The organism is Telluria aromaticivorans (genome assembly GCF_013003915.1).
Taxonomy (GTDB): domain Bacteria; phylum Pseudomonadota; class Gammaproteobacteria; order Burkholderiales; family Burkholderiaceae_D; genus Telluria; species Telluria aromaticivorans.
This window is the reverse complement of the sequence record NZ_JABAIV010000001.1, coordinates 338,204-359,367: the sequence shown is the minus strand read 5'-3', so window position 1 is coordinate 359,367 and position 21,164 is coordinate 338,204. Positions and strand designations below refer to the sequence as shown.

General features: G+C 65.9%; 17 protein-coding genes. 5 read left to right on the top strand and 12 right to left on the bottom strand.

Going from position 1 to position 21,164, the window contains the following annotated elements; translation table 11 throughout:
* The first annotated feature begins 8 nt into the window (after positions 1 to 8).
* Complete coding sequence (locus HGB41_RS01670; RefSeq protein WP_171080447.1) at positions 9 to 611, top strand: hypothetical protein; 603 nt, start codon at positions 9 to 11, stop codon at positions 609 to 611.
* A gap of 45 nt (positions 612 to 656) precedes the next feature.
* Here HGB41_RS01670 and HGB41_RS01665 read toward each other — a convergent pair whose 3' ends face one another.
* From HGB41_RS01665 to HGB41_RS01655, 3 genes are all read right to left on the bottom strand, one after another.
* Positions 657 to 1,214 (bottom strand): PEP-CTERM sorting domain-containing protein, encoded by a 558-nt coding sequence (locus HGB41_RS01665; RefSeq protein WP_171080445.1) that lies wholly within the window; start codon positions 1,212 to 1,214, stop codon positions 657 to 659.
* A 30-nt stretch (positions 1,215 to 1,244) separates the two neighbouring features.
* The gene (locus tag HGB41_RS23805; RefSeq protein ID WP_212760789.1) at positions 1,245 to 3,587 is read right to left on the bottom strand and encodes a family 43 glycosylhydrolase; all 2,343 of its coding nucleotides are present in this window, start codon (positions 3,585 to 3,587) and stop codon (positions 1,245 to 1,247) included.
* A gap of 598 nt (positions 3,588 to 4,185) precedes the next feature.
* A complete protein-coding gene (locus HGB41_RS01655; RefSeq protein WP_371868417.1) occupies positions 4,186 to 4,872 on the bottom strand; it encodes a trimeric intracellular cation channel family protein in 687 nt (228 codons plus the stop codon).
* A gap of 184 nt (positions 4,873 to 5,056) precedes the next feature.
* Between HGB41_RS01655 and HGB41_RS01650 the strand changes: the two genes are divergently transcribed.
* A complete protein-coding gene (locus tag HGB41_RS01650; protein WP_171080443.1) occupies positions 5,057 to 6,406 on the top strand; it encodes an MBL fold metallo-hydrolase in 1,350 nt (449 codons plus the stop codon).
* A 10-nt stretch (positions 6,407 to 6,416) separates the two neighbouring features.
* On the opposite strand, the gene HGB41_RS01645 is transcribed toward HGB41_RS01650, so the two are convergent.
* Complete coding sequence (locus HGB41_RS01645) at positions 6,417 to 7,130, bottom strand: hypothetical protein (protein ID WP_171080441.1); 714 nt, start codon at positions 7,128 to 7,130, stop codon at positions 6,417 to 6,419.
* Positions 7,131 to 7,369: 239 nt separating this feature from the next.
* On the opposite strand from HGB41_RS01645, the gene HGB41_RS23325 reads away from it, so the two are divergent.
* A complete protein-coding gene (locus HGB41_RS23325; protein ID WP_171080438.1) occupies positions 7,370 to 7,753 on the top strand; it encodes a DUF2784 domain-containing protein in 384 nt (127 codons plus the stop codon).
* Between the two features lie 220 nt (positions 7,754 to 7,973).
* Here the strand turns inward: HGB41_RS23325 and zwf are convergent, their stop codons facing one another.
* Positions 7,974 to 9,440 (bottom strand): glucose-6-phosphate dehydrogenase, encoded by a 1,467-nt coding sequence (gene zwf / locus HGB41_RS01635; protein ID WP_171080436.1) that lies wholly within the window; start codon positions 9,438 to 9,440, stop codon positions 7,974 to 7,976.
* A gap of 470 nt (positions 9,441 to 9,910) precedes the next feature.
* Here zwf and HGB41_RS01630 point away from each other — a divergent pair, with 470 nt between their 5' ends.
* A complete protein-coding gene (locus HGB41_RS01630; protein WP_171080433.1) occupies positions 9,911 to 11,071 on the top strand; it encodes an MBL fold metallo-hydrolase in 1,161 nt (386 codons plus the stop codon).
* A 6-nt stretch (positions 11,072 to 11,077) separates the two neighbouring features.
* Here HGB41_RS01630 and HGB41_RS01625 read toward each other — a convergent pair whose 3' ends face one another.
* The 4 genes from HGB41_RS01625 to HGB41_RS01610 form a co-directional block, all read right to left on the bottom strand.
* A complete protein-coding gene (locus HGB41_RS01625) occupies positions 11,078 to 11,671 on the bottom strand; it encodes an SAM-dependent methyltransferase (protein WP_171080431.1) in 594 nt (197 codons plus the stop codon).
* Positions 11,672 to 11,701: 30 nt separating this feature from the next.
* Complete coding sequence (locus HGB41_RS01620) at positions 11,702 to 13,099, bottom strand: APC family permease (RefSeq protein ID WP_171080429.1); 1,398 nt, start codon at positions 13,097 to 13,099, stop codon at positions 11,702 to 11,704.
* Positions 13,100 to 13,361: 262 nt separating this feature from the next.
* Positions 13,362 to 14,165 (bottom strand): SPFH domain-containing protein, encoded by an 804-nt coding sequence (locus HGB41_RS01615; protein WP_171080427.1) that lies wholly within the window; start codon positions 14,163 to 14,165, stop codon positions 13,362 to 13,364.
* A gap of 127 nt (positions 14,166 to 14,292) precedes the next feature.
* Positions 14,293 to 15,186 carry an alpha/beta fold hydrolase gene (locus HGB41_RS01610; protein WP_171080425.1) on the bottom strand — a complete coding sequence of 298 codons (894 nt, stop codon included), beginning with the start codon at positions 15,184 to 15,186 and terminating at the stop codon, positions 14,293 to 14,295.
* 210 nt (positions 15,187 to 15,396) lie between these two features.
* On the opposite strand from HGB41_RS01610, the gene HGB41_RS01605 reads away from it, so the two are divergent.
* On the top strand, positions 15,397 to 17,892 hold the full coding sequence (locus HGB41_RS01605; protein ID WP_171080422.1) for a TonB-dependent receptor plug domain-containing protein: 2,496 nt from the start codon (positions 15,397 to 15,399) through the stop codon (positions 17,890 to 17,892).
* Positions 17,893 to 18,244: 352 nt separating this feature from the next.
* On the opposite strand, the gene HGB41_RS01600 is transcribed toward HGB41_RS01605, so the two are convergent.
* From HGB41_RS01600 to HGB41_RS01590, 3 genes are read right to left on the bottom strand one after another with little or no spacing between them, the layout of a single operon-like run.
* Complete coding sequence (locus HGB41_RS01600; protein WP_171080420.1) at positions 18,245 to 19,048, bottom strand: hypothetical protein; 804 nt, start codon at positions 19,046 to 19,048, stop codon at positions 18,245 to 18,247.
* Between the two features lie 3 nt (positions 19,049 to 19,051).
* Positions 19,052 to 19,756, bottom strand: a complete 705-nt coding sequence (locus tag HGB41_RS01595; protein WP_171080418.1) for a hypothetical protein — start codon at positions 19,754 to 19,756, stop codon at positions 19,052 to 19,054.
* A complete protein-coding gene (locus HGB41_RS01590) occupies positions 19,756 to 20,931 on the bottom strand; it encodes an exo-alpha-sialidase (protein ID WP_171080416.1) in 1,176 nt (391 codons plus the stop codon). The genes HGB41_RS01595 and HGB41_RS01590 overlap by 1 nt, the downstream gene beginning before the upstream one ends.
* Between the last annotated feature and the right edge of the window lie 233 nt (positions 20,932 to 21,164).

Sequence of the window (21,164 nt, the reverse complement as noted above, 5' to 3'; positions counted from 1 at the left end):
GAGTAGCGATGGCAGGCAGCACCGGGGCAAAGATACAGTTTACGCACAACGACGTCGAAGTCGGCGCACGGCTCTACGAAGCGCTCGTCCATTGCGCACGGTCGCTGCGCGGCATGCCGATCACCTACGGCGACCTGCTCGCGATGGCGCGCCAGTTGCACCCGAAGGATGCGGTCCTCGACCGCGCGGTACCGGTCGGCATCGGAATGAAGCTGCTCTTCGTCGAGGACTTTTGCCGGGCTAACGCCTACCCCAAGCTTGCCTGCCTCGCGGTGAACAGGTCGACCATGCGTCCTGGTTCCGGCTACAAGGGCGACTGGGAAGCCGACAAGCGCGCCGTGGCAGGCTTCGACTGGTCGGTCGCCGACGCCCAGCTGGCTACGTATGCGGGCGCGGCACGCGCCGCCGTCCCGGCACGGCTCAAGCCGAGGAAAGAGCGCCCGGCAGACGTGTCCTGGTACGCCTATTTCTGCTCGCACCGTGCCGCATGTGAAAAGGTGACGGCGCAAGACAAGAAAGAGATCATCAACCTGATGATGGCGGGCCTCGATCCGGAAACGTCGCTCAAGCGCGTTCTTGCCGCGAAGGCCGATTTTGGCGAGGAATCGTAGACCAGGCCGCACGGGCGGTGCATGCCCCGTACGGCCAGGCCCACCTTAGCGCGGCGCCTTGCTGCGCCTGCGCGCCGCCGCCAGTCCCGCCAGCGCTGCACTGAACAAGCCCAGGGAACCCGGTTCCGGGACGGTGAACTCGTCCATCGCCCATTGCGTGCCGCCGCTGTTGTAGATGACCAGCGTATCGATGCCCGACCATCCGAGCCCGATCCACAGGGGCGTCACGGTGTCGATCACGAATGAGACATTGGTCGAATACACCAGCTCCCCGTTGCGCCAGCCGTCGAAGGCCAGCTCCTGCTCGAGCCAGGCGGACGTAAAATAGGCGCCGATGAAATCGAAGCCGCCGGCCTTGGAAATCGCCGCGATGCTGCCGTCGCGATTGAAGGCGGTGTTCGCCAGCGAGACGGCGCCTGTCGCGTAACCGCTGCCCGGATAGGCATCGGCCCGGATGGCGCCAAAGTTATCCCAGTCGAAGCCCTGGTAGCCGTTGGCGATCGCTTCGGACTCGTCACCGGGCAGATCGTCAAAGCCGATCACGCCGGCCGAGGCGCCCGCCGATGCGAGCAGTAGCAACAGGGAAAAGACAAATTTGTTCATGGTCGAAGTCCTTGATAATGAATGGGATGATCAACGCGCCAGGGCCGATACCTCGGCGTCGCTCAGGGCGCTGCCATAGATGCGCAGGTCGTCCATCGAGCCCTTGTACGGCGTATCCCACCAGTTCACGCCCAGTGCGAATATGCCGGTGGTGGTGGTGAATACGTTCGGGAAGTTGGTGCCGCTGAATTTGCGTACGCCGTCGACATACACGACGATGGCGCCGTTCCTGACCGTGAAGGCCAGGTGCGACCAGCGCCCGACCGGGATGTTCATGCCCAGGCCGGCGTCATACCAGGCAGTCCCTGACCACAGCATCGAGGCGCCGCCCACGAAGTCGTGCCCCTTTGGCAGGAGGCTGATCCAGGAATCGGTGCTGCGGGCGCCGAAGAAGGTCGGCGTGAAGGCGGTCAGTTGCGCCGGCTTGAGCCAGAGAGCGACCGTGTAGGTGTTCGACGAGATCAGCCCGTTCGGCAGCCGGATGCCGGAGGCGCCATTGAAGACCGCCGCATTGCCCTTCATGCCCACCTCGTAGCCGATGCTGCCGCCGCCCACGTCGATGCGGCTGCCGACCACCGCGCCCGGTGCGAAGATGCCGTTCGCGTCAAACAGGCTGCCGTCGAAGGTATAGTGGGCCAGCGGGCCACCGGTCTTGCGCACCGTGACCGTGAAGGTCTTGAGCACGGCCGCGGTACCTTTGCTGATACGCGCACTCAAGGTGAGCGTGACGTCGCTACTCCCCGGGGTCACGACGCCGGTATTGGACACCACGGCAGGATTCGACGACGTCCAGCTGATGACGGCGCCGCGCGTGGCCGACGTCGGCAGGGCCAGGTTGGCGCTGACGGCAGCGGTGTTGCCCAGGCTGAGTTCCGCATGGACCGCATTCACCACCTGCAGGTCGGTGCGCGGGATCAGGCGGCTGCCGAAGACCGCCACGCCTTCGCGCGACAGGGCCGACAGGGTCATGACATAGCTTTTCGAGGTCTCGTCCCACTGGTTCAGGAACACGCCCTTGTAGGGCGAGGGCGCGCCGGCCAGGCGCAGCTCGACCTGGTTGGTGCCGGCCAGCGTCCAGCTGCCGCTCGCCGCGCCGGTGACGGCGCCGTCGCTGCGCAGGGTGATCGACTGCGATGTCTTGATGGCGGCGGAGATGTCCTTGCCATGGTTGACGAACAGGTAGTCGCCTACCACGAACTCGCGGCGCACGGTGGCTGCGGTTTCCCTGGCATATCGGTAGGGCGCGACCACCGGCCAGCCGTCGGCATTCATCAGCATCTGGTGGGTGCGGATCTCGTGCTGTTCGCCGCGTTCCGGGAAGCGCGCGTGGAAGACCAGGAAGTGCTTGCCGGTCGCGGCATCGTAGTAAGCGGAGTTGTGGCCGGGCGAGACATAGCCGGTGCCGATGCCCGTGCCGGTCTCGCCGAGCTTGCGCTCGAACAGGAAGTTCCCCATCAGCTTGACGCCAAAGGGCGCGATCGAGGCGTCGTCGAACAGCGGCTTCGATGCGTCCGAGCGCACGTTGGCCATGTCGTTGCCCTGTGCGTCCAGGTAGGGGCCGTTCGGGTTGAGCGAGCGCGCCACGCGCATGTTGTAGCCGCCGCTTGCGTCCAGGCCGCCGTAAGAAGTGAACATGTAATAGTAGGAGGTGGCCGGGCTGTACATCACGAAGGCGCCTTCGATGCGGCTGTGGTTACCGCCGATCAGGCGCTTGCCATAGCCTTGGCCGGCCAGCGGCATGCCGTTGGCCGGGTTCATCTGCATGATGAAGATGCCGCCCGAGTAGGAGCCGTAGATCATCCACAGGCGGCCCGCATTGTCGTGGAAGACGTGTGGGTCGACCGCATTCGGGTGCTTCAGGGCGTCGTACACAGTGCCGTCATGGCTGGCCTGTCCCCACATGCCCGAGCGCAGGATGATGCCCTTGTCGACATACGGTCCCTCGATGCGGTCGGCGACCGCGATGCCCAGGGCGGAACGCGGCGAATCGCCCTTGCAGGCGTTGTAGTACATGTAGAACTTGCCGTCGGCGAGCTGGCGTACGTCGGCCGCCCACAGGGTGTTTGATTGGGCCCAGGCGAAGGTTTCCGACAGTTCGGTGAACACGTTCGCCGAGCCATTCAGGAACAGCGGGTTGGTCGCGCTGACGCTGTCGGTCAGCTGGGTCCAGTTGATCAGGTCGGTGGACTTTGCCGAGGCCAGGTGCGAGCCGAAGACATAGAAGGTGTCGCCGGCCTTGATCACGGATGGATCGTGGACGGAAGCGTTCTTGAAGGTGATCGGGGTGAAGCTCGCCTGGGCGGCGGCTTGCAAGGACAGGAGCGACGAGGCCAATAGCGCCCCCATCCCCCATAGCGAGAGTGTGTTCTTCATTGCGTGTCTCCGTTGTCGCTGTTGTTATCTTGATGGTTCGTTGCGCAGTGCCGGGAGCAGGGCGCAAGGATCCAGCGGCACGCGCGGGGCGCGGCCGCTTTTCTTGGTATGGTCGGTGAGGAGACAGATTGAGGAAGTTCTGCGTTTTCTACAAATCACTTTAATGCGGCTGGCGATACCGGTATCGGTATCCCAGCCGGCGAGCCGCGGCTAACCCGGTTCGTTCAAGAAGACGGAAGATCGCTGTCGCCCGGGATCGACGCCGGATACCCGCTGATCGCGCGGATGTCGTCGGGCACGATGCCCCATGAACCATCGACGCCGTCGATCAGGATGCCGGCGATGCGCGTCGGCTTGAAGCCTGCCCACTGTAGCTGGGCAGTTTGCCGACAACAAGCGGCGGCGGCTGGCTAATGCCGTTCAGTTAGCGTAAGAAATGTAGGGTGGCCGGCTCTGCGGGCCGCGCGTTCAAACCACCAATGCGCTGTGGCAGATCAGATCGGAGCTGGAGGCGGGGCCGTTCGTCATTCAGTCCACTGGCCTGAATGACCCCGGCCACCCTACGCTTAACTGAGCGGCATTGGTGGCGGCTGGCGGCCTACCGTCCCTGGTCGATCTTGTCGGTCTCGGCCTCGTTCTCCGGCGCGCGCGCGGTCGGCAGGTGCCACCCAAAGCGAATGGCGGCCAGGCGCAGGCCGAAGCACAGGGCGGCACCGGCGCAGGCGGTGGCAGTGGTGGGCAGCTGCAGCGCATCGCCGATCACCACCACCGAGGCGCCGGCCAGTGCGGCGACCGCGTAGATATCGGAGCGGAACACGGCCGGCACGTTCGACAGCAGCACGTCGCGCGCGATGCCGCCGCCGATGCCGGTCAACATGCCGAGCAGGGCCGCCATCACGGGCTCCAGGCCGAACACCAGCGCCTTCTGTGCGCCGGCCACGCAGAACAGCGCCAGCCCGGCGCCATCGAAGATGAGCACGGGGTTGCGCAGGCGGCCGATGGCCGGGTACCAGAAGAAGATGACCAGCCCGGCCAGGGTCGAAATGACCAAGTAGCGCCAGTCGCTGATGGCCGCCGGCGGCGTGGCGCCGATCAGGAGGTCGCGCACGATGCCGCCCGAGGTGGCGGCCACGAACGAGAGCACCAGCACGCCGAAGATATCGAGCCGGCGGCGCGAGGCCGCCATGGCGCCGCTGAGGGCGAACACGAAGGTGCCGACCAGGTCGAGGGTCAGCACGAGGGTCTTCATGGCGGCCCCCATGTCGAGGGAAAGGACAGCGAACACGTTGGTTACCTATGAGCGAGAGTAGTACGGGCGGGGCGGCAAGGAAGGCCACGCCAGGAGGGGAGCATCGAAACAATGCGGTGGGCATCCAGGGCCAACCCGACATGGTAGCGCAGAACGCCAGGCCTTGCGGGCGCTACCGGCCATCCGGCGTTGTAGAATGCGGGCTTCTACGGAGGACATCATGGCAGATACAGGACTGACAATTTCGAGGATCCTGCATGCAGGCTACGTGTTCGAGTGCGAGGACGTGCGCATCGCCTTCGATACCATCTTCGAGAACCCGTTCAGCCGCAATTGCCATGCCTTCCCGGACGTGCGCTTTGACCGCGATGCGATCCGCGCCCAGCGATACGACGCGGTGTTCATCTCGCATTTCCACGACGACCACTGCTCGCTCGAGAGCCTGGACCTGCTTGAACGCAGCACGCCGCTCTACATCTACTGCATCTTCGATGAGCTGTTCGAGATGGTGCGCATGCTGGGCTTCACCCAGGTGCACTCGCTGACCCTGAACCTGCCGGTGCATGTCGGGCCCTTCGAGGTGGTCCCGCGCGAAGCCATGGATGCCGACGTCGACTCGATGTTCCAGGTGATGGCCGCCGGCATGAACGTGTTGAACGTGGTCGATTCGTGGATCGACGAAGACACGCTCGCGAAGCTGGTGCGCGAGGGGCCGTGGGACATGGTGCTGTGGCCCTTCCAGACCATGCGCGAGATCGAAGTGCTGGCGCCGTCGCGCGCCGCGGCTGCGCCGCCGACCCTGCCGGAAGCGTGGATCGCCCAGCTGCGCGCGCTCAAACCCCGTTACGTCGTGCCGAGTTCCTGCCAGTTCCAGCAGGAGCCGTGGTCCTGGTACAACCGCGCCTTCTTCCCGATCACCTACGCGCAGTTCGCGCGTGAAGTCGGCGCAGCCTTGCCGGATGCCGAGGTCGTGCGCCTCAACCCATCGATGTCGGTGCGGCTCGACGCCACCGCGCTGCAGCCTGCCGCGCCCTTGCCCTGGGTGATCCCGGTCGGCGACCAGGATGTCGACTACGTCTATGAAGGCCATGCCGCGCCGCCGTCGACCGCCGACATCGCTGGCCATTTTGCAGCGCTGACCGACGCACAGCATGCGCGCGTGATGGATTACTGCCGCACAGGCCTGCCGGGAAAATACGGGCAGGTGGAGGCGGCTTCGGAGTATTTCGACGAGCCGCGGATCTGGCAGATGTCGCTGTTCGGCAGCGCGGGCGAGGTGACGCGCTTGCGCTATCGCCTCGATGCAGAAAGCGCCGTGCTCGTCGACGCGGACGCCGCGCCGCTCGGCTGGACCACCGAGATCCCTGCCGCCAAGCTGTATGCGGCGCTGGATAACGGCGAGTCGCTGACCTCGATGTACATGCGCATCAACGACACCGTGTTCGATCCGGATACCGAGGCGGCGCTGGCGCTGGCCGACGTGGTCGACGATCCCTTGATCCGGTCCCTGTTCAGCGACACCTTCGGCGCCTACCAGGCGGCCCAGTTGCGGCGCCTGCTGGCGCGCTGAGTGTCCAGGCTTACTTGCCGAGCAGCTGCAGCGACTGTTCCCAGTTGCCGTCCCAGTCGAGCAGAAAGTCGTGAGTCTTGAAGGCGCGCTTCAGGGGGCCAAGCGGCACGCGGTAGACGTCGTGCAGGCCGAGGGCCAGGGTGACCGGGTTCCATACCGCGTTGCGTTTCGATTTCTTCGCGCTCGCCTTCACGCGGGCGCCGTCGTCGCCGAAGATGCCGATGGCATCGTCCAGCGCCTTGCCCAGGTCCAGCCGCACGATGCGCCCAAAAGCTTCGATCACTTCGGCCTTGCCAATGCCGAGCTGCGATTCCTTCGCGGCCGGTGGCGCCACCGGCGGCGCCGGTTCGGCCGCGTGCTTGAGCTTGCCAACCAGCCGCTCCAGGTCCTTCTTCTGGAAACGCAGCTCGTCGAGCCGGCGCGTGAAACCGGGCGCAGGCAGGCGCGCGACGATCTTGTACGCATCCTTGGTGGTCGTGATCAGCACATCTTCGCTGCCCGCGGCCAGGCGCGCGATATCGTCGGCGAAGAAGATCGGCGCCAGGTAGCCGCCGTTGGCCTCGCCGAACAGCTCGGGGTGGGCCGCGTCGTAATCGAGCCAGACATAGGGCGTGATTTCATGCTCGAGCAGCCGCGCCAGGGTCCAGGGCGATCCGGTTTGTTCGGCCAGCCAGGTGCAGGCTTCGGGCGTCGTGGCGCGGAAGGGGAGGTCGGTAGTGCTCATCGTGCTTTCTGTAGAGGGAAAGTCCGCCGCGCAGGATGCGGAGAACCTCGGGTCAGGCCAGCATTCTAGTGCAAGACCTTGCGTCACGCCCCATTTGCACTACCTTGCCGAGGATCGACCATCGGCGCGGCAGAGCGACTCGCGTGCCGGGCGCGTGCGGGCCACGTACTTCTGGATGGCGCGGCCGTTTGCGGCACGCTACACTGAAGCCTGGCCTGTTACCGGAAGGATTCTCGACCGTGGCTTATCGTTTGCTGGCGGATGCCGTGCTGCTGCTGCACCTCGGCTTCATCCTGTTCGTCGTGTTCGGCGCGCTGCTGGTGGCGCGCCGGCGGCGCTTGTTGCCGGTGCACCTGGCGGCGGCCGCCTGGGGTGTCGGGATCGAGGTGATCGGCGGGGTGTGCCCGCTGACCCATGCCGAGGTCTGGCTGCGTTCGTTGGCGGGCGGGGCTGGTTACAGCGGCGGCTTCGTCGAGCATTACCTGCTGCCGCTGATCTATCCGGGCGCGCTGACGCGCGGGCTGCAGTTCGGGCTGGCTGCCGGGGTGCTCTTCATCAATGCGGCCCTCTACCTGTGGATCTTCCGGCACCGGCTGCCGCGTCCGGCGGGTCAAGGAAGATAGGACTCGCCGTTACGTAATGCTGTTTAGAAAGGCGTAAGGTGGCCGGCCTCGCCGGTCGCGCGTTCAAATCCCCGATGCGCTGTGGCAGATCACATCGGAGTTGGACGCGCGGCCGGGGTCGTCCAGGCCACTGGCCTGGACGACCCCGTCCACCCTGCATGTTCAGGCTAACCGGACGGAAATACTCACCGGCGAGGGCTCGCATTGGCCCGGCCGGCGCTTATTCGACCCAGGCAAACCCGTCGCGTGCCAGCAGCGCGAACGACTCTGCCGGACCCCAGGAGCCAGCCGGATAGGCATGTGGCTTCTCGCCCAGCGTATTCCAGCCTTCGATGATCGGGTCGGCCCAGGCCCAGGCCGCCTCCAGCTCGTCGCGGCGCATGAAGTGCGTCAGGCGGCCGCGTACGACGTCGATCAGCAGGCGCTCATAGGCTTCGGCGCGGCGCTGCTGGAAGGCCGACTGCAGGTCGAGGTTCAGGGCAACCTGCTGCATCTGCATGCCGCTGCCGGGCTGCTTGGCCATGATCTGCAGCTTGATCGCTTCTTCCGGCTGCAGTTCGATGACGAGGCGGTTGGCGACGCCGCCCGGCATGTCGGGGAAGAGCGGGAAGGGCGGGTTCGCGAACTCGACCACGATTTTGGAAGAGCGGCGCTGCATGCGCTTGCCGGTGCGCAGGTAGAACGGCACCTTGGACCAGCGCCAGGTATCGATATGGGCGCGCAGGGCGACAAACGTCTCGGTCTTGCTGTCTGGTGGGACATTGCGCTCTTCGTGGTAGCCGACCACTTCCTGGTTGCCGCTGACGCCGTGGGCATATTGCCCGCGCACCGTGTCGCGCGCGATATCGGCCAGGCCGAAGCGGCGCAGCGAGCGCAGCACTTTCAGTTTTTCGTCGCGCACGGCGTCCGGCGACAGCGAAGTCGGCGGTTCCATGGCGACAATGCACAGCAGTTGCAGCAAGTGGTTCTGCACCATGTCGCGCATGGCGCCGGTGCTGTCGTAGAAACCGGCGCGGCTGCCGACGCCGACTTCTTCCGCGACCGTGATCTGCACGCTCGAGATGTTCGGCGCGCGCCACAGCGGTTCCAGGATCGAATTACCGAAGCGCAGCACCATCAGGTTCTGCACCGTCTCCTTGCCCAGGTAATGGTCGATGCGGTAGATCTGCGATTCGGCGAAATGCTTGCCGACGGCTTCGTTGATCTCGACCGCGGATTCGAGGTCGCGCCCCAGGGGTTTCTCCAGCACCACTCTAGCATTCTGGTCGACCAGGCCGGACTCGGCCAGCTTGTCGCAGATGGTGGTGAACAGCGCCGGCGCGGTGGCCAGGTAAAACACGCGCTGGGCGCCGGGGTGCGCGGCCTTGGCCAGCGCGCTGAAATCGGGCGCAGCCTGGACGTCGAGGCGGACGTATTCGAGCAGCCGCAGGAAACCGTCCCAGCTTTTCTCGTTGAAATTTTCCTTGGCGATGAAGGAGCGCGATTGTTCTTCCACCTGCGCCAGGTAAGCCGCGCGGTCAAAGTCCTGGCGTCCGGTGGAGATGATGCGGGTCGAGGCCGGCAGGTTGCCGTGCATGTGGGCCATGTAGAGCGCAGGAAGCAGCTTCCTCATCGCCAGGTCGCCCACGCCGCCGAAGATGATCATGTCGAGCGGGAGACCGGTATCAGTGTCTGTCGAAGGGGTCATTTCAATAGCCAAATAAGTTAAAGAAGGAGCTGGTACGCCGGCACCCGATGCGTCCTGCCTGCGTCCGGCGGGGCAGCGTGGTCGCTGCAGGCGGCGGAGGGTGCCGGATCGACCCTTGGTTTGTTGCTACGGTATCAGATCGGGAGCAATTGCGCAGGAGGCGTTCGGCTTGTGGCCGGCCAGGCGCGCCCGGGCGTGGGATGGGCAAGGGCGCTTGCCAGCGGGTAGGCTGGGACCCGTTAGCTTACATGCTGGGCAATAATTATGGAACGACAAAATGGACCAGGGGCGTGTGAGCCGCAGCATCGAGAAGAAACGGCGTTCGGCTGAGTTGCTATTCATGCAAATATTGTGTGCATCGCGGGCTGTTTTTGCAAATCTTGTTTGCACGCCCTGGGCGGCGCCAGGCTGCGGCCGTGTCTCGTGTATTCGCCCCTTATACTCGTTGCTTTCCCTACCTCTCCCTCGCCATGCGCCTGTTACCCTGCCTTGCAGCACTGAGCTTTAGCCTGACCCTTGCCGGATGCGCGCAGGTCAATCCCTATTACGACGCGGGCAAGCTCCACCACCGGCCGCAGGGGTTTGCCAACAATTATCCGTCGAACCCCGCCTACCAGCGGCCACCGAGCGGCTTCTTCGAAGGCTGGCTCGGACGCATCAAGAACTGGACTTCGGATAATTCCGAACGCGAGCCGCAGGCGCCGATCCCTACCGTGCGTCCGGACCTGGACTTCATCCACGCCAACCGCAGCGAGCCGGCGCTGACCTGGATCGGCCATGCCACCTTCCTGTTCCAGACCGGCAGCGGGGTCAATATCCTGACCGACCCGATCTTCGACGAGCGCGCCTCGCCTGTCGCGTTTGCCGGCCCGAAGCGCCACCAGCCGCCGGGCGTGGCGCTGGCGAACCTGCCGCACATCGACGCCGTGCTGATCAGCCATTCGCACTACGACCACCTCTCGCTCGATTCGCTGCGCGCCCTGTACCAGCAGAAGGGCGGCCCGCCAATGCTGTACGCGCCGCTCGGCATCGACCTGTGGCTGGCCAGGCACGTTACCGGCGGCGACCGGTCGCGCATCAATCGGCTGGACTGGTGGGACAAGGTTTCGTTCCGCGGACTGGAACTGCACTTGCTGCCGGTGCACCACTGGTCCTCGCGCACGCCCTGGGACCGCAACGAAACCCTGTGGGGCGCCTGGGCCGTCACCCGTCCCGGCTTCGCCTTCTTCTTTTCAGGCGACCTGGGCTATTCGAAAGACGTGCAGGACATCGCCGCCCGCTTCAAGAGCTTCGACCTGGCCGCGATCGGCATCGGCGCCTACCAGCCGCTCTGGTACCGCAATTCCCACGTCAGCCCGGATGAGGCCGTGCGCATCCACCGCGAGCTGGGCGTGCGGCGCAGCGTCGGGATGCACTGGGGTACCTACCCGATGGGCCGGGAACGCCTCGACCAGGCCCCGCGCGACCTGGCTGCCGCGCGCCAGGCCCAGGGCGTGGCGGACGATGCCTTCTTCGTGCTGCGCCATGGCGAGACCTATCGTCCGCCCCAGACCGATGCGGCGCGCGCTGCGGGACCCGCCGGCCTGGCCGGAGCCCGGCCAGTGGCGGCGCCCTGGGTCAGCGGCGACTGACGCGGGTCAAGCCTTCACCGCACGTTTGTTCGCCTCCGTAATGGTCCAGTAGTAAATGGTGCGGCCCTCGACCTCCACTTTTTTCTCGGGCGGCCATTCCGCGCCCATGTCGAAGGCATGCGACACCACGCGGGTGCCAACCTTCAGCTGCTGCCACAGGCGCGGACGCAGCTTCACGTTCACCGACGGCAGCAGATAGAGGGTCACCACCGTTGCCGCCGAAACGTCGGTCTCGAACAAATCGCCCACCTTGAAGGTCGCGCGGTCTGCGACGCCGGCCTTCTTTGCGTTCTCCATCGCTTCGGCGATGCGCACCGGATTGAGGTCGATGCCGGTGCCGCGCGCGCCGCGCGCCTTGGCGGCGGTGACCACGATACGGCCGTCGCCGCAGCCGAGGTCGTACAGCACGTCCTTCTTGCCGACCCGCGCCAGTTCCAGCATGCGATCGACCACCTCCTGCGGCGTCGGCACATAGGGCACGTCGAGGTGCGCGGGCTCGGCCAGGTCCTGCGCCAGCAGGCTGCGTGCAGGGACCAGCGCCAGGCCGGCCGTGGTTGCGGCAGACAGCAGCAGGGTACGGCGGCGTGCATCGGTATTCATCGGCATTCTCCGTGTAGGGTCAGGATCAGGTCAGGGTAAGGCGGACGGGGTCTTCCGGTCCAGGAACAGCATCAGCAGGCTGCCGCTGGCGAGCACGGCAACCCCGATCCACGCCGCGTTCAGCCCGCCGAGCGACTGGCTGGTTACGTACGACAGGCTGGACCAGAGCATCCAGGCGCAACTGGCGCAGAACAGCAGGGGCAGCAGGGGATACATCGGCACCCTGAACGGGCGCGGCAGGTCGGGCTCGCGTCGCCGCAACACGAACAGCGACATGCCGCTGAGCAGGAAGAACAGCCAGAACACCGGCGCCGTGAACTCGACCATGGCCTTGAAACCACTGCCGAAGGCCACGCCAAGGCCGACCAGTAGCAGGGCCGCGCCGCATTGGATCGACATCGCCACCGCCGGCGTGCCGCGCTCGCCGTCCCACTGGCCGAGCCGGGCCAGCCGGCTCCAGTCGCGGCCCATCGCATAGCCGGTGCGCGCGCCGACAATCATGGTGGCATTGATCGAGGTCAAAGCGGAGATCGCGACCAGCAGCGAAATGATCTTCTCGCCGGGCGCCCCGAACGCCTGGCCCATCACGTCGGCAGCGAGCGTTTCGGACTTGGCCATGCCTTGCATGCCGAGGGTCTGCAGGCAGGCCCAGGTCACCATCAGGTAGAGCACGGTGATGATCAGGATCGACAGGGTCAGCGCCCGCACCATGCTGGCTGCGCCGCCCTTGATCTCGGCGCTGATATAGGCTGCCTCGTTCCAGCCGCCATAGGTGAGCAGCACGAATACCATCGCCATGCCGAAGGACACCGGGACCGTCGCCGCCAGCGGCGTGGCCACGGCCGGTGCGGGGTCGGTAAAAAAGGCCGCGGCCAGGGTCAGCAGCACCAGCCCGCCGATCTCGGCCAGGGTCAGCCACATTTGCGTGCCGGCGCCCGTGCTCAGGCCCTGCAGGTTGACCATCGAGAGCACGAGGATGACGGCGCAGGCATAGGCCGGCGCGCCCCAGCCGCTCGGCAGCGCCGTCAACGGCATGGCCTGCTGCATGTAATCGCCGAACACGAAGGCCAGCAGCGCGATCGAGCCGGTGGTGATCACCGCAAAGCGGGCCCAGCCGAACAAGAAGGCGGTCGAGCGCCCGAAGGCGCGGTGCAGGAAATGGTAGTCGCCGCCGGGATGCGGATAGGCCGTGGTCAGCTCGGCATAGCAGAGCGCGCCGATCAGCGAGATCAGGCCGCCGAGGATCCACATGCCGAACATCCAGTCGGCACTGCCGCTGAGGCCGGCCACGATGGAGGGGGACTTGAAGATGCCGGCGCCGATCACGACGCCGACGATGAGTGCGATCGTCTGGCGCAATCCCAGCAGCCGGCGCGGCTGGTCGCCTGTGCCGGTCGATGCAAACTGCCCTGCCTCGGTGCGATCCATGGTGCCGGGCTATCCTGGTGAGGGAACTTTTCCGGCGTGGGATGCACCGGCCTTGTGCAGCATCGAAGACGGGCCCGAATACACGCTTCAAGGTCCGCGGCGACCGATTATAGGGAAGGGTTTTTGCGCGTGGCGCGCGGCTGAAAGCGGTGACGGTCTTGTGCGGAAAGACTCTGGCCATTGCACAAAATCCAGATGGAAACAGGCTCCGTCCAGCGGGAGCGGGGCCGCGGCCAGCGCCCCGTTCCCGCACGCATGAACCTTATTTGCTGTTGATATTGACCATGCCCTTGAAGTCGTAAGGAATCACGACGGTCTGCACCTTGCCTTCCGCGATGCCCTCGGCGATCTTCATCTGCGCCTGTGCCTGCATGTAGCTGATGGCGCCCGCGTTGGCGTTCAGCGCAGCGATGCGCTCGGCTTCCTTCTTCGCGATCTGGACCTCGACTTCCTTGGTCTTTTCCTCGTTCTTGGCGCGTACCAGGTTGTCCGCGCTGGCCTTGACTGCGTCGCTCGGCACCATGCTGCCCACGCGCACCTGCGAGATCACGATACCGTTCAGCTTTTCGTCGTTCAGCGTCGACACCATGATTTCCTGGATCTCCTGCTCGATCTGGGCCCGGTTATCGTTCATGTTCAGCGCTTCGTACTTGCGCGCAGTTTTATACACGGCGTTGCGCGCGGTCTGGTAGATGTAGGCATGCATCAGGTAGATGTCGCCGGTCTTGTCGACCATGTGGAAGGAGCGGCTCTTGTTGATGTACAGGTCGGACACCGACGACGGCGTGATGTTGTAAATCACGCTGATGTCGAATTCCTTCATCGTCGAATTGTCGGCGGCCAGCGGCGTCAGGTTCTGCACATCGACGCTGACGTCCTTGACCGGGAAGGTCAGCAGCGAGCCCACCATGGTCTGGTTGAAGCTGCCTGCGACGCGCTCGTCCGCCTCGATGGTCTTGTCGAAGTTCACGCGCAAGCCGACTTCGCCGGTGTCGACGATCGTGCAGCCGGTGGTCAGGGTGCCCAGGGCGATGGCCACCGCGATGGCCAGGTACAGTTTTTTCATTGTTCTCTCTTTCAGGTTTTGCGCGAGCGCGCCGCAGGTCTCGGACAGGCATGGCCTGGTTCCCGGCGCGTCTCGAACGATACCAGTTTCAGGAGAGAGAAAATCCTCGGTTTCTCACAAGCGGCCCTTATGACAGCAGGAAGGGCAGGGCGCGCGCCAGCAGTGCATCGGGCGCTTCTTCGGGGATGTAGTGCCCGCAGGGCAGCGCCTCGCCCTCGACCCTGGCCGCCACCTTGCGCCACTCGCGCAGCGGATCGAAGCAGCGGTGCACCACGCCGTGTTCGCCCCACAGCACCAGCAAGGGCATGGCGAGCTGGCGTCCGGCTCCGCGGTCCGCGCGGTCGTGCTCCAGGTCGATGCCGGCGGCGGCGCGGTAGTCTTCGCAGATACCGTGCGCGGTGCCGGGTAGACCTAAGCAACGGCGGTATTCGTCGAGCGCACGCGGATCGAAAGGCGCCAGGCCGGCGCTGCGCCGTCCCATCACGTCGCGGATATAGGCCGCGGGGTCGGCCTCTATCAGGCGCTCCGGCAGCGGCGCCGGCTGGATCAGGAAGAACCAGTGCCAGTAGGCGCGCGCGAACGCATCCGAGGTCTGCTCGTACATGGCCAGCGTTGGCGCGATATCGAGCAGGACCGCGCGTTCGACGGCGTCGGGGTGGTCGGCCATCAGCCGGTGCGCCACGCGCGCGCCGCGGTCGTGCGCCATCACGCGAAAGCGTTCGAAGCCGTGATGGCGCATCACTGCCAGCATGTCCGCGGCCATGGCCCGCTTGCTGTAGTTGGCATGGTCTGTCGTGCCTGCAGGTTTCGACGAATCGCCATAGCCGCGCAAATCGCAGGCGATCACGGTGAAGTGCCGGCTGAGTACGGGCGCGGCCTTGTGCCAGATCGCGTGGGTTTGCGGGTGGCCATGCAGCAGCAGGAGCGGCGGGCCGGAGCCGCCGATCTCGCCGTGGATCTCGACCGCGGTATCGGTCTTGATGCGAAACGCCTGGAAACCGGGGAAAAGGGAATCGTGCATACGAGGTGGGCAAAGTGGAAGTAGCAAAAAGTGTAGCAGGCCGCGCCATTCCAGCCTTACATGAGCCTGACGTTTTCACACTGTTGTAAATATGCCCTCTAGAAACTTTCCCAATTGACATCCTCCGGCGCGCCCAGCAGTATCAGATGGCGCCTATTGCGCATTGTTCCGGCATTAGTAGCGCGCTCCAACAACAAGAGGAAATCCAAGATGCAGAAACACGTAACGCAAAAGACGGTCCTCGCCCTGGCCATTGCCTCGCTGTTCTCCGGCGTCTCCCACGCCCAGGAAGCCGTGGCCACCGACCCTGCCGCATCCACTGCCACCGTGGTGGTCACCGGCACCCGCGTCGCCAACCGCACCGCGCTCGATACCGCGGCCCCGGTCGACATCATCTCGGCCGACACCCTGAAGAACGTCGGCAGCACCGAGATGAACCAGGCGCTGTCGATGGCGCTGCCTTCGCTGAACTTCCCGAAACCGGCCATCACCGACGGCACCGACACCATCCGTCCGGCCACCCTGCGCGGCATGGCGCCGGACCAGACCCTGGTGCTGGTGAACTCGAAGCGCCGCCACGCTTCCTCGCTGGTCAACGTGAATGGCTCGATCGGCCGCGGCTCTGCGGCGGTGGACATGAACACCATTCCGACCGCCATCGTGCAAAGCGTCGAGGTGCTGCGCGACGGCGCCGCCGCCCAATACGGCTCGGACGCGATTTCCGGCGTGGTCAACCTGCGCCTGCGCACCAACCGCACGGGCGGCGAAGCCAGCGTGACCTACGGCCTGCGCGAAACCGAATACGACCTGTGGAACAGCGCGGCCCCGGCCGGCGGCACCTGGACCGCGCCCGAATCGCGCAAGCGCACCGACGGCGAGACCGCCACGGTCAGCCTGTGGAAAGGCCTGGCCTGGGGCGAGGACGGCTACGTCACCATCGCCGCCGAATACCGCGACCAGAAGCGCACCGAACGCAGCGGCTACGACATGCGCCAGCAATATCCGCTGGTCGGCACCGCCTTCGACCCGCGCGAGAACACCATCAACCGCTTCAACGCCTGGTATGGCGACCCGGAGATGGAGCAGGCCACCCTGTTCGCCAACGCCGGCAAGAACCTGGGCGGCGGCGTCAAGGTCTACGGCTGGGCGAGCTACCAGGACCGCCAGGCGCGTTCGGGCGGCTTCTTCCGCCCGGCCCAGGACGCGCGCAACATCCTGTCGATCTATCCGGACGGCTTCCTGCCGATCATCGCGCCGACCGTGACCGACTATTCGGCCACCGGCGGGGTCACCTGGACCCTGGGCGACTGGGACATGGATGCCTCGCTCGGCTACGGCAAGAACAAGATGGAGTACGACATCCAGAACACGCTGAACCGGTCGATCGGCCCCACCAGCAAGACCGAGTTCTATGCGGGCGGCTATTCCTACGACCAGCTGGTTGCCAACCTGACCGGCGTGCGCAGCGTGCCGGTGGGCGCCTTCACTTCGCCGCTGAACGTCGCGGTGGGCATGGAAGCGCGCCGCGAAGGCTACCAGCTGTTCGCGGGTGAGCCGGACTCCTACCGCTACGGCGGCGTGGTGCTCCCGAACGGCACCCCGGCCGCACCGGGCGCCCAGGTGTTCCCGGGCTTCCGCCCGGCCAATGAAGTCGACGCCCACCGCAACGCGATCGGCGCTTTTGTGGACCTGGAAGCGAACATCACGCCGGAACTGCTGGCCTCCGTGGCGGTACGCGGCGAGCGCTATTCGGACTTCGGCAACAGCCTGGCCGGCAAGTTCTCGGCGCGCTATGACTTCAGCAAGGCATTCGCGCTGCGCGGCGCGGTGCAGAACGGCTTCCGCGCGCCGTCGCCGCAACAGCAGAACTTCACCGCCACCTCGACCAACTTCATCAACGGAGTGCCCTTCGAGATCACCACCTTCAAGCCGGGCGATCCGGTGGCGGTGGCCCTCGGCGCCAAGCCGCTCGAAGCCGAGAAGTCGGTGAACGCTTCGCTCGGCGCGGTGATGCGCTTCGACCCGTTCAGCATCACCATCGACGCCTACCGCATCGACATCGAAGAGCGCATCATCCTGTCCGAGAACCTGACCCAGGCGAACGTGCGCAACTACATCGCTTCGCAAGGTTTCATCGGCGTGGGCGGCGGACGCTTCTTCATCAACGGCGTCGACACGACCACCAAGGGCGTGGACGTGGTGGTGAGCTGGCCGATGTCGCTCGATGGCGCCGGCAAGCTCGATTTCACCGTGGCCGGCAACTTCACCGATACCAAGGTCACCAAGACCCCGGTGACGGCGCAGCTGTCGTCGCTGCCGGCCCCTGCGCCGGTGCTGTTCGACCGCCTGAACGTGCTGTCGCTGGAAAAAGGCCAGCCGTCGAGCAAGATCAGCGCCAACGTCGCTTGGCGCCTGGGCCAGTGGGGCGCGACCTTCCGCGCCACCCGCTACGGCAAGGTGCTCTCGCCTGGCACAACGCCGGCGCTGGACTTCTGGATGGACGCCAGGACCGTGGTCGACCTGGAAGGACGCTTCGCCGTTACGCCGAAACTGAGCCTGGCCGTCGGCGCCGACAACGTATTCGACCAGTATCCGGAGACCCAGCCGCCGGCGCTGAACACCACGGGTAACACGCCGTTCGCGAACTACGCACCGTTTGGGCGCTCGGGACGTTATCTCTATGTCCGTGCCAACTACGGCTTCTGATCTGACACTGTAGGGCTAAAACACACGGCGCCGATGGCGCCGTGTGTTTTCGGGTGATTTGAACGATACCCGTAGGGTGGGCGGCTTCGCCGCCCGCGCGTTCAATCAGTGGATGAATAGCTGTACCACTATTTCAACGCGTGTTGAACGCGCGGGCGTTCGTAATTCCGGGCATTGCCCTAATGCCGATCACTTGAGAGCCGCCACGTACTCGTCGGGTGGGCAATTCGTAACTCAGGCCACTGGCCCGAGTTACCTTGCCCACGCGTTTAAATTACGGTGCTGCAGCCAGTGCTCCGGTTCAAACTGCAACTATCGCCGCGCGGTCGGCGTAGCCGACCACCCTACGAATTCACGCGCCGGTGGCCCCAGCCCCAGCACTCAACAGCCAGCCCACCAGCAGCAAGAAGACCATCCACATCGCGAACAGGGTCGACATGCGGCGGCGGTCCGCCAGGTTCTCGAAGATCGGCGGGCGGTTGTAGGCTACGCCGGCGAAATAGGCGCCGAAGACGGTGGCCAGGTAATGCACGGCGCCGAAGGTCTCGCCCAGCTCGCCCTTGCGCGGATGCTCGATCAAGAGGTGCGACAGCGCCACCAGCACCAGGTAGACGATCGAGGCCGACAGCGGCGGCAGGTAGAGGCCGAGCGACTCGACCCATCTTCCTACGGCCGGCTTGGAGCGCGCCACCAGCGGCAGGATCAGGTTGTGCGTGATGCCTGCAATGAAGATCAGCTTGAGCAGCACGTTCTTGTGCAGGCTGCCGCTGCCCACCGCCAGGTTGTGCAGGTTGGTCTCGCCCTGGCGGTTGTTCGCCACGAAGAATTCCGAGGACTGCACATTGAGGATGCGCTGGAACCAGCTGATTTCCTCGAGTGCGGCCAGCGCGCACAGGGCGCTCAGGCCGCCAAGGGCCAGCAGCTCCAGCGTCGAACGGTCGGGACGTTTCAGACGTTCCACGAACGCGAAGCCGAGCAGGCCGGCGATGACGGTAAAGCAGAGGAACTGCATCCATTCGACGATGCCGTCTTCGCCCAGCAGGCGCCAGAGCGCCTCCGTGTCGTCCGACCAGATGACGGCCAGCGCCATGAGGAAGACATTGATCGCGATCCCGGTGGCGATTGCCGGATGAGTAAGCCACTTCCTGTTTGCCACAAACTACTCCTTCATTGGTAAAAACGGTTCGGCGCCGGCAGGGCGCAGGCCGGGCGCTTCCTGCGCGCCGTCCGCTACCGGATTGGCGCGCCGTGGCAGCACTCGCAGGCGCCGCAGGCCGGCGGCGCAGAGCGCGGCCACGGCCCAGCCCCACAGCAGCGGGTCGAGCAGCGCATCCCACAGGTTCCCGCTCGGCAGGCGCGCCAGCGAAAACAGCGACAGGGCGACCAGCAGGGCGCAGGCTTGTGGCCGTGCCTGGCCGCGCAGGACGGCGATGGCGCAGGCGCCGGCCAGCAGGGCGGCGAGCGCCGGCGCGGCATCGGGGCCGAAGCCGGCATAGTAATAGCCGCGCGAGAGCAGGCCGGCGGCGTCGAGGTAGAGGCAGGTGCCGGCGACCGCCAGCACGGCCGCCGCCGCGGGCGGCATCAGGGCGGCCCTGGGCGCACCGGCCCAGCGCGCGTGCAGCTTCACCAGGCATAGCCCCAGCAGCAGGCCGCTCGGATACTGGAAGGCCAGCCCCAGGTGCCAGGCGGGCGAGGCTGCGCCGGGCAGCGCCATCAGGATGCTCGAACCGCCAAGGATGGCCGCGAGCGTGCGGCGCGGGAGGCGCCACGCGGCCGGCCAGGCGGCGGCAATCAGGCAGGCAAAGACCAGTGCCCAGCCGATCCTGGCGTACACGAATTGCGATGACAGTTCAGGCAGGACCATCAGATCTTCTCCCCGATGCTGATCCGGTAGCGGTGGTGCGCGATCGCCCTGCGCTGGTGGGTATAGGTGACGTGCAGCTCGCTGCCGACCTGCTGCATCGTTGGATAGGAAAACTCGTCGCCCGCGCTGCCGCTGGCAACGTCGGCCACCTTGCGCCAGGCGTGGCCGTCCTTCGACATCGACAGGCGCAGCGTGCTGCGCGAGGAGCCGCCTTTCACCTGGTCGTTGTGCAGCATCAGGAATTCGCCGTTGGCGAGGCGGATCGTCGCCACCGAGGTGTTTTCGTTGTGCAGGTCGAGGGCCGGCAAGTCCTGCCAGCTGGCGCCGCCGTCGCGGCTCATCGCGTGCTGCACGCGGCGCTCGTCGCTGGCGTCGCGCATCCAGGCCCGCACCTCGCTGTGCGACACCGGCACGATGGCCGGCTGCAGCGTGGTGGTGCGGCTGCCGATGCGTGCCAGCCCGGTCGGTTCGCCTGCGGCATCGAAGGACATCAGCATCGGGTATTTGATCCCCAGTTCGAAATAAACAGGCAGCCACCAGCCGCCGTCGGCCAGCCCAACGGCCGAAGTGCGCACCAGCACGCTGGTATTGAACAGGGGCGACATCGGCAGTACGCGCCGCACCTCGAACGACGCACCCTGCGTGGACGAGACCATGTGGACCACGCGCGAGGCTGCCCAACCGCCCAGGCCGGTGGCGACCACGTACAGGTGGACCTTGCCGTCGCGGCTGGTCCAGGCGACCGGATTGCCAAGGCGGCGCACGCCGAAGCCGAGGGCCTTGCCGAGCGATTCGCGGCTGGCGACCTCCCAGGCCGCGCCCCATTTGCCCCCATCCCACTGCGAGGCATAGACCTTTACGTCGGGACCGCTTTCGCGGCTGCCGGCCCACCAGAAGGTCACCATGCGGTCGCCCGGCAGGGTGGCCAGGGCGCTGGCATGGGCCGAGGGCGTATTGCGCGGCATCGGGACGAGCGAACGGGACAGTTCGGACAGGACGGCCTGGCCCGGCACGATGGCCAGGGCCGGCGCGGGGGCGGCGGCGGCGCGCGCGCCACGGGTCCAGCGCACGGCTTCGGCGCCTGCCACCAGCAAGGCCAGGGCCAGGCAGGCGAGGGCGGCGCGGCCGGGCGCACGAGCGGGGACAGCGGCGCGCGGGGACAGGGAACGCTCCATAAGCTCCAAAAGAAACCGGACAGGCCGGTTCCCATATTCTGTTTCTGATGGTTGGGACAGCAGGGCAAGGCGCCGGCAGGTGGAACGGGTCGTCCACGGCCTCGTTGAGAGGGGAGAAGCGGGGCTGTTACCAAGCGAAAGGCGTCATCCTACAGGAAAGAGTTCCGGATGGCACCTGGGATATGTATCGACGGCATGGAGCGCGGCGATTCGGTCGCCCGGGACGCCGGTTC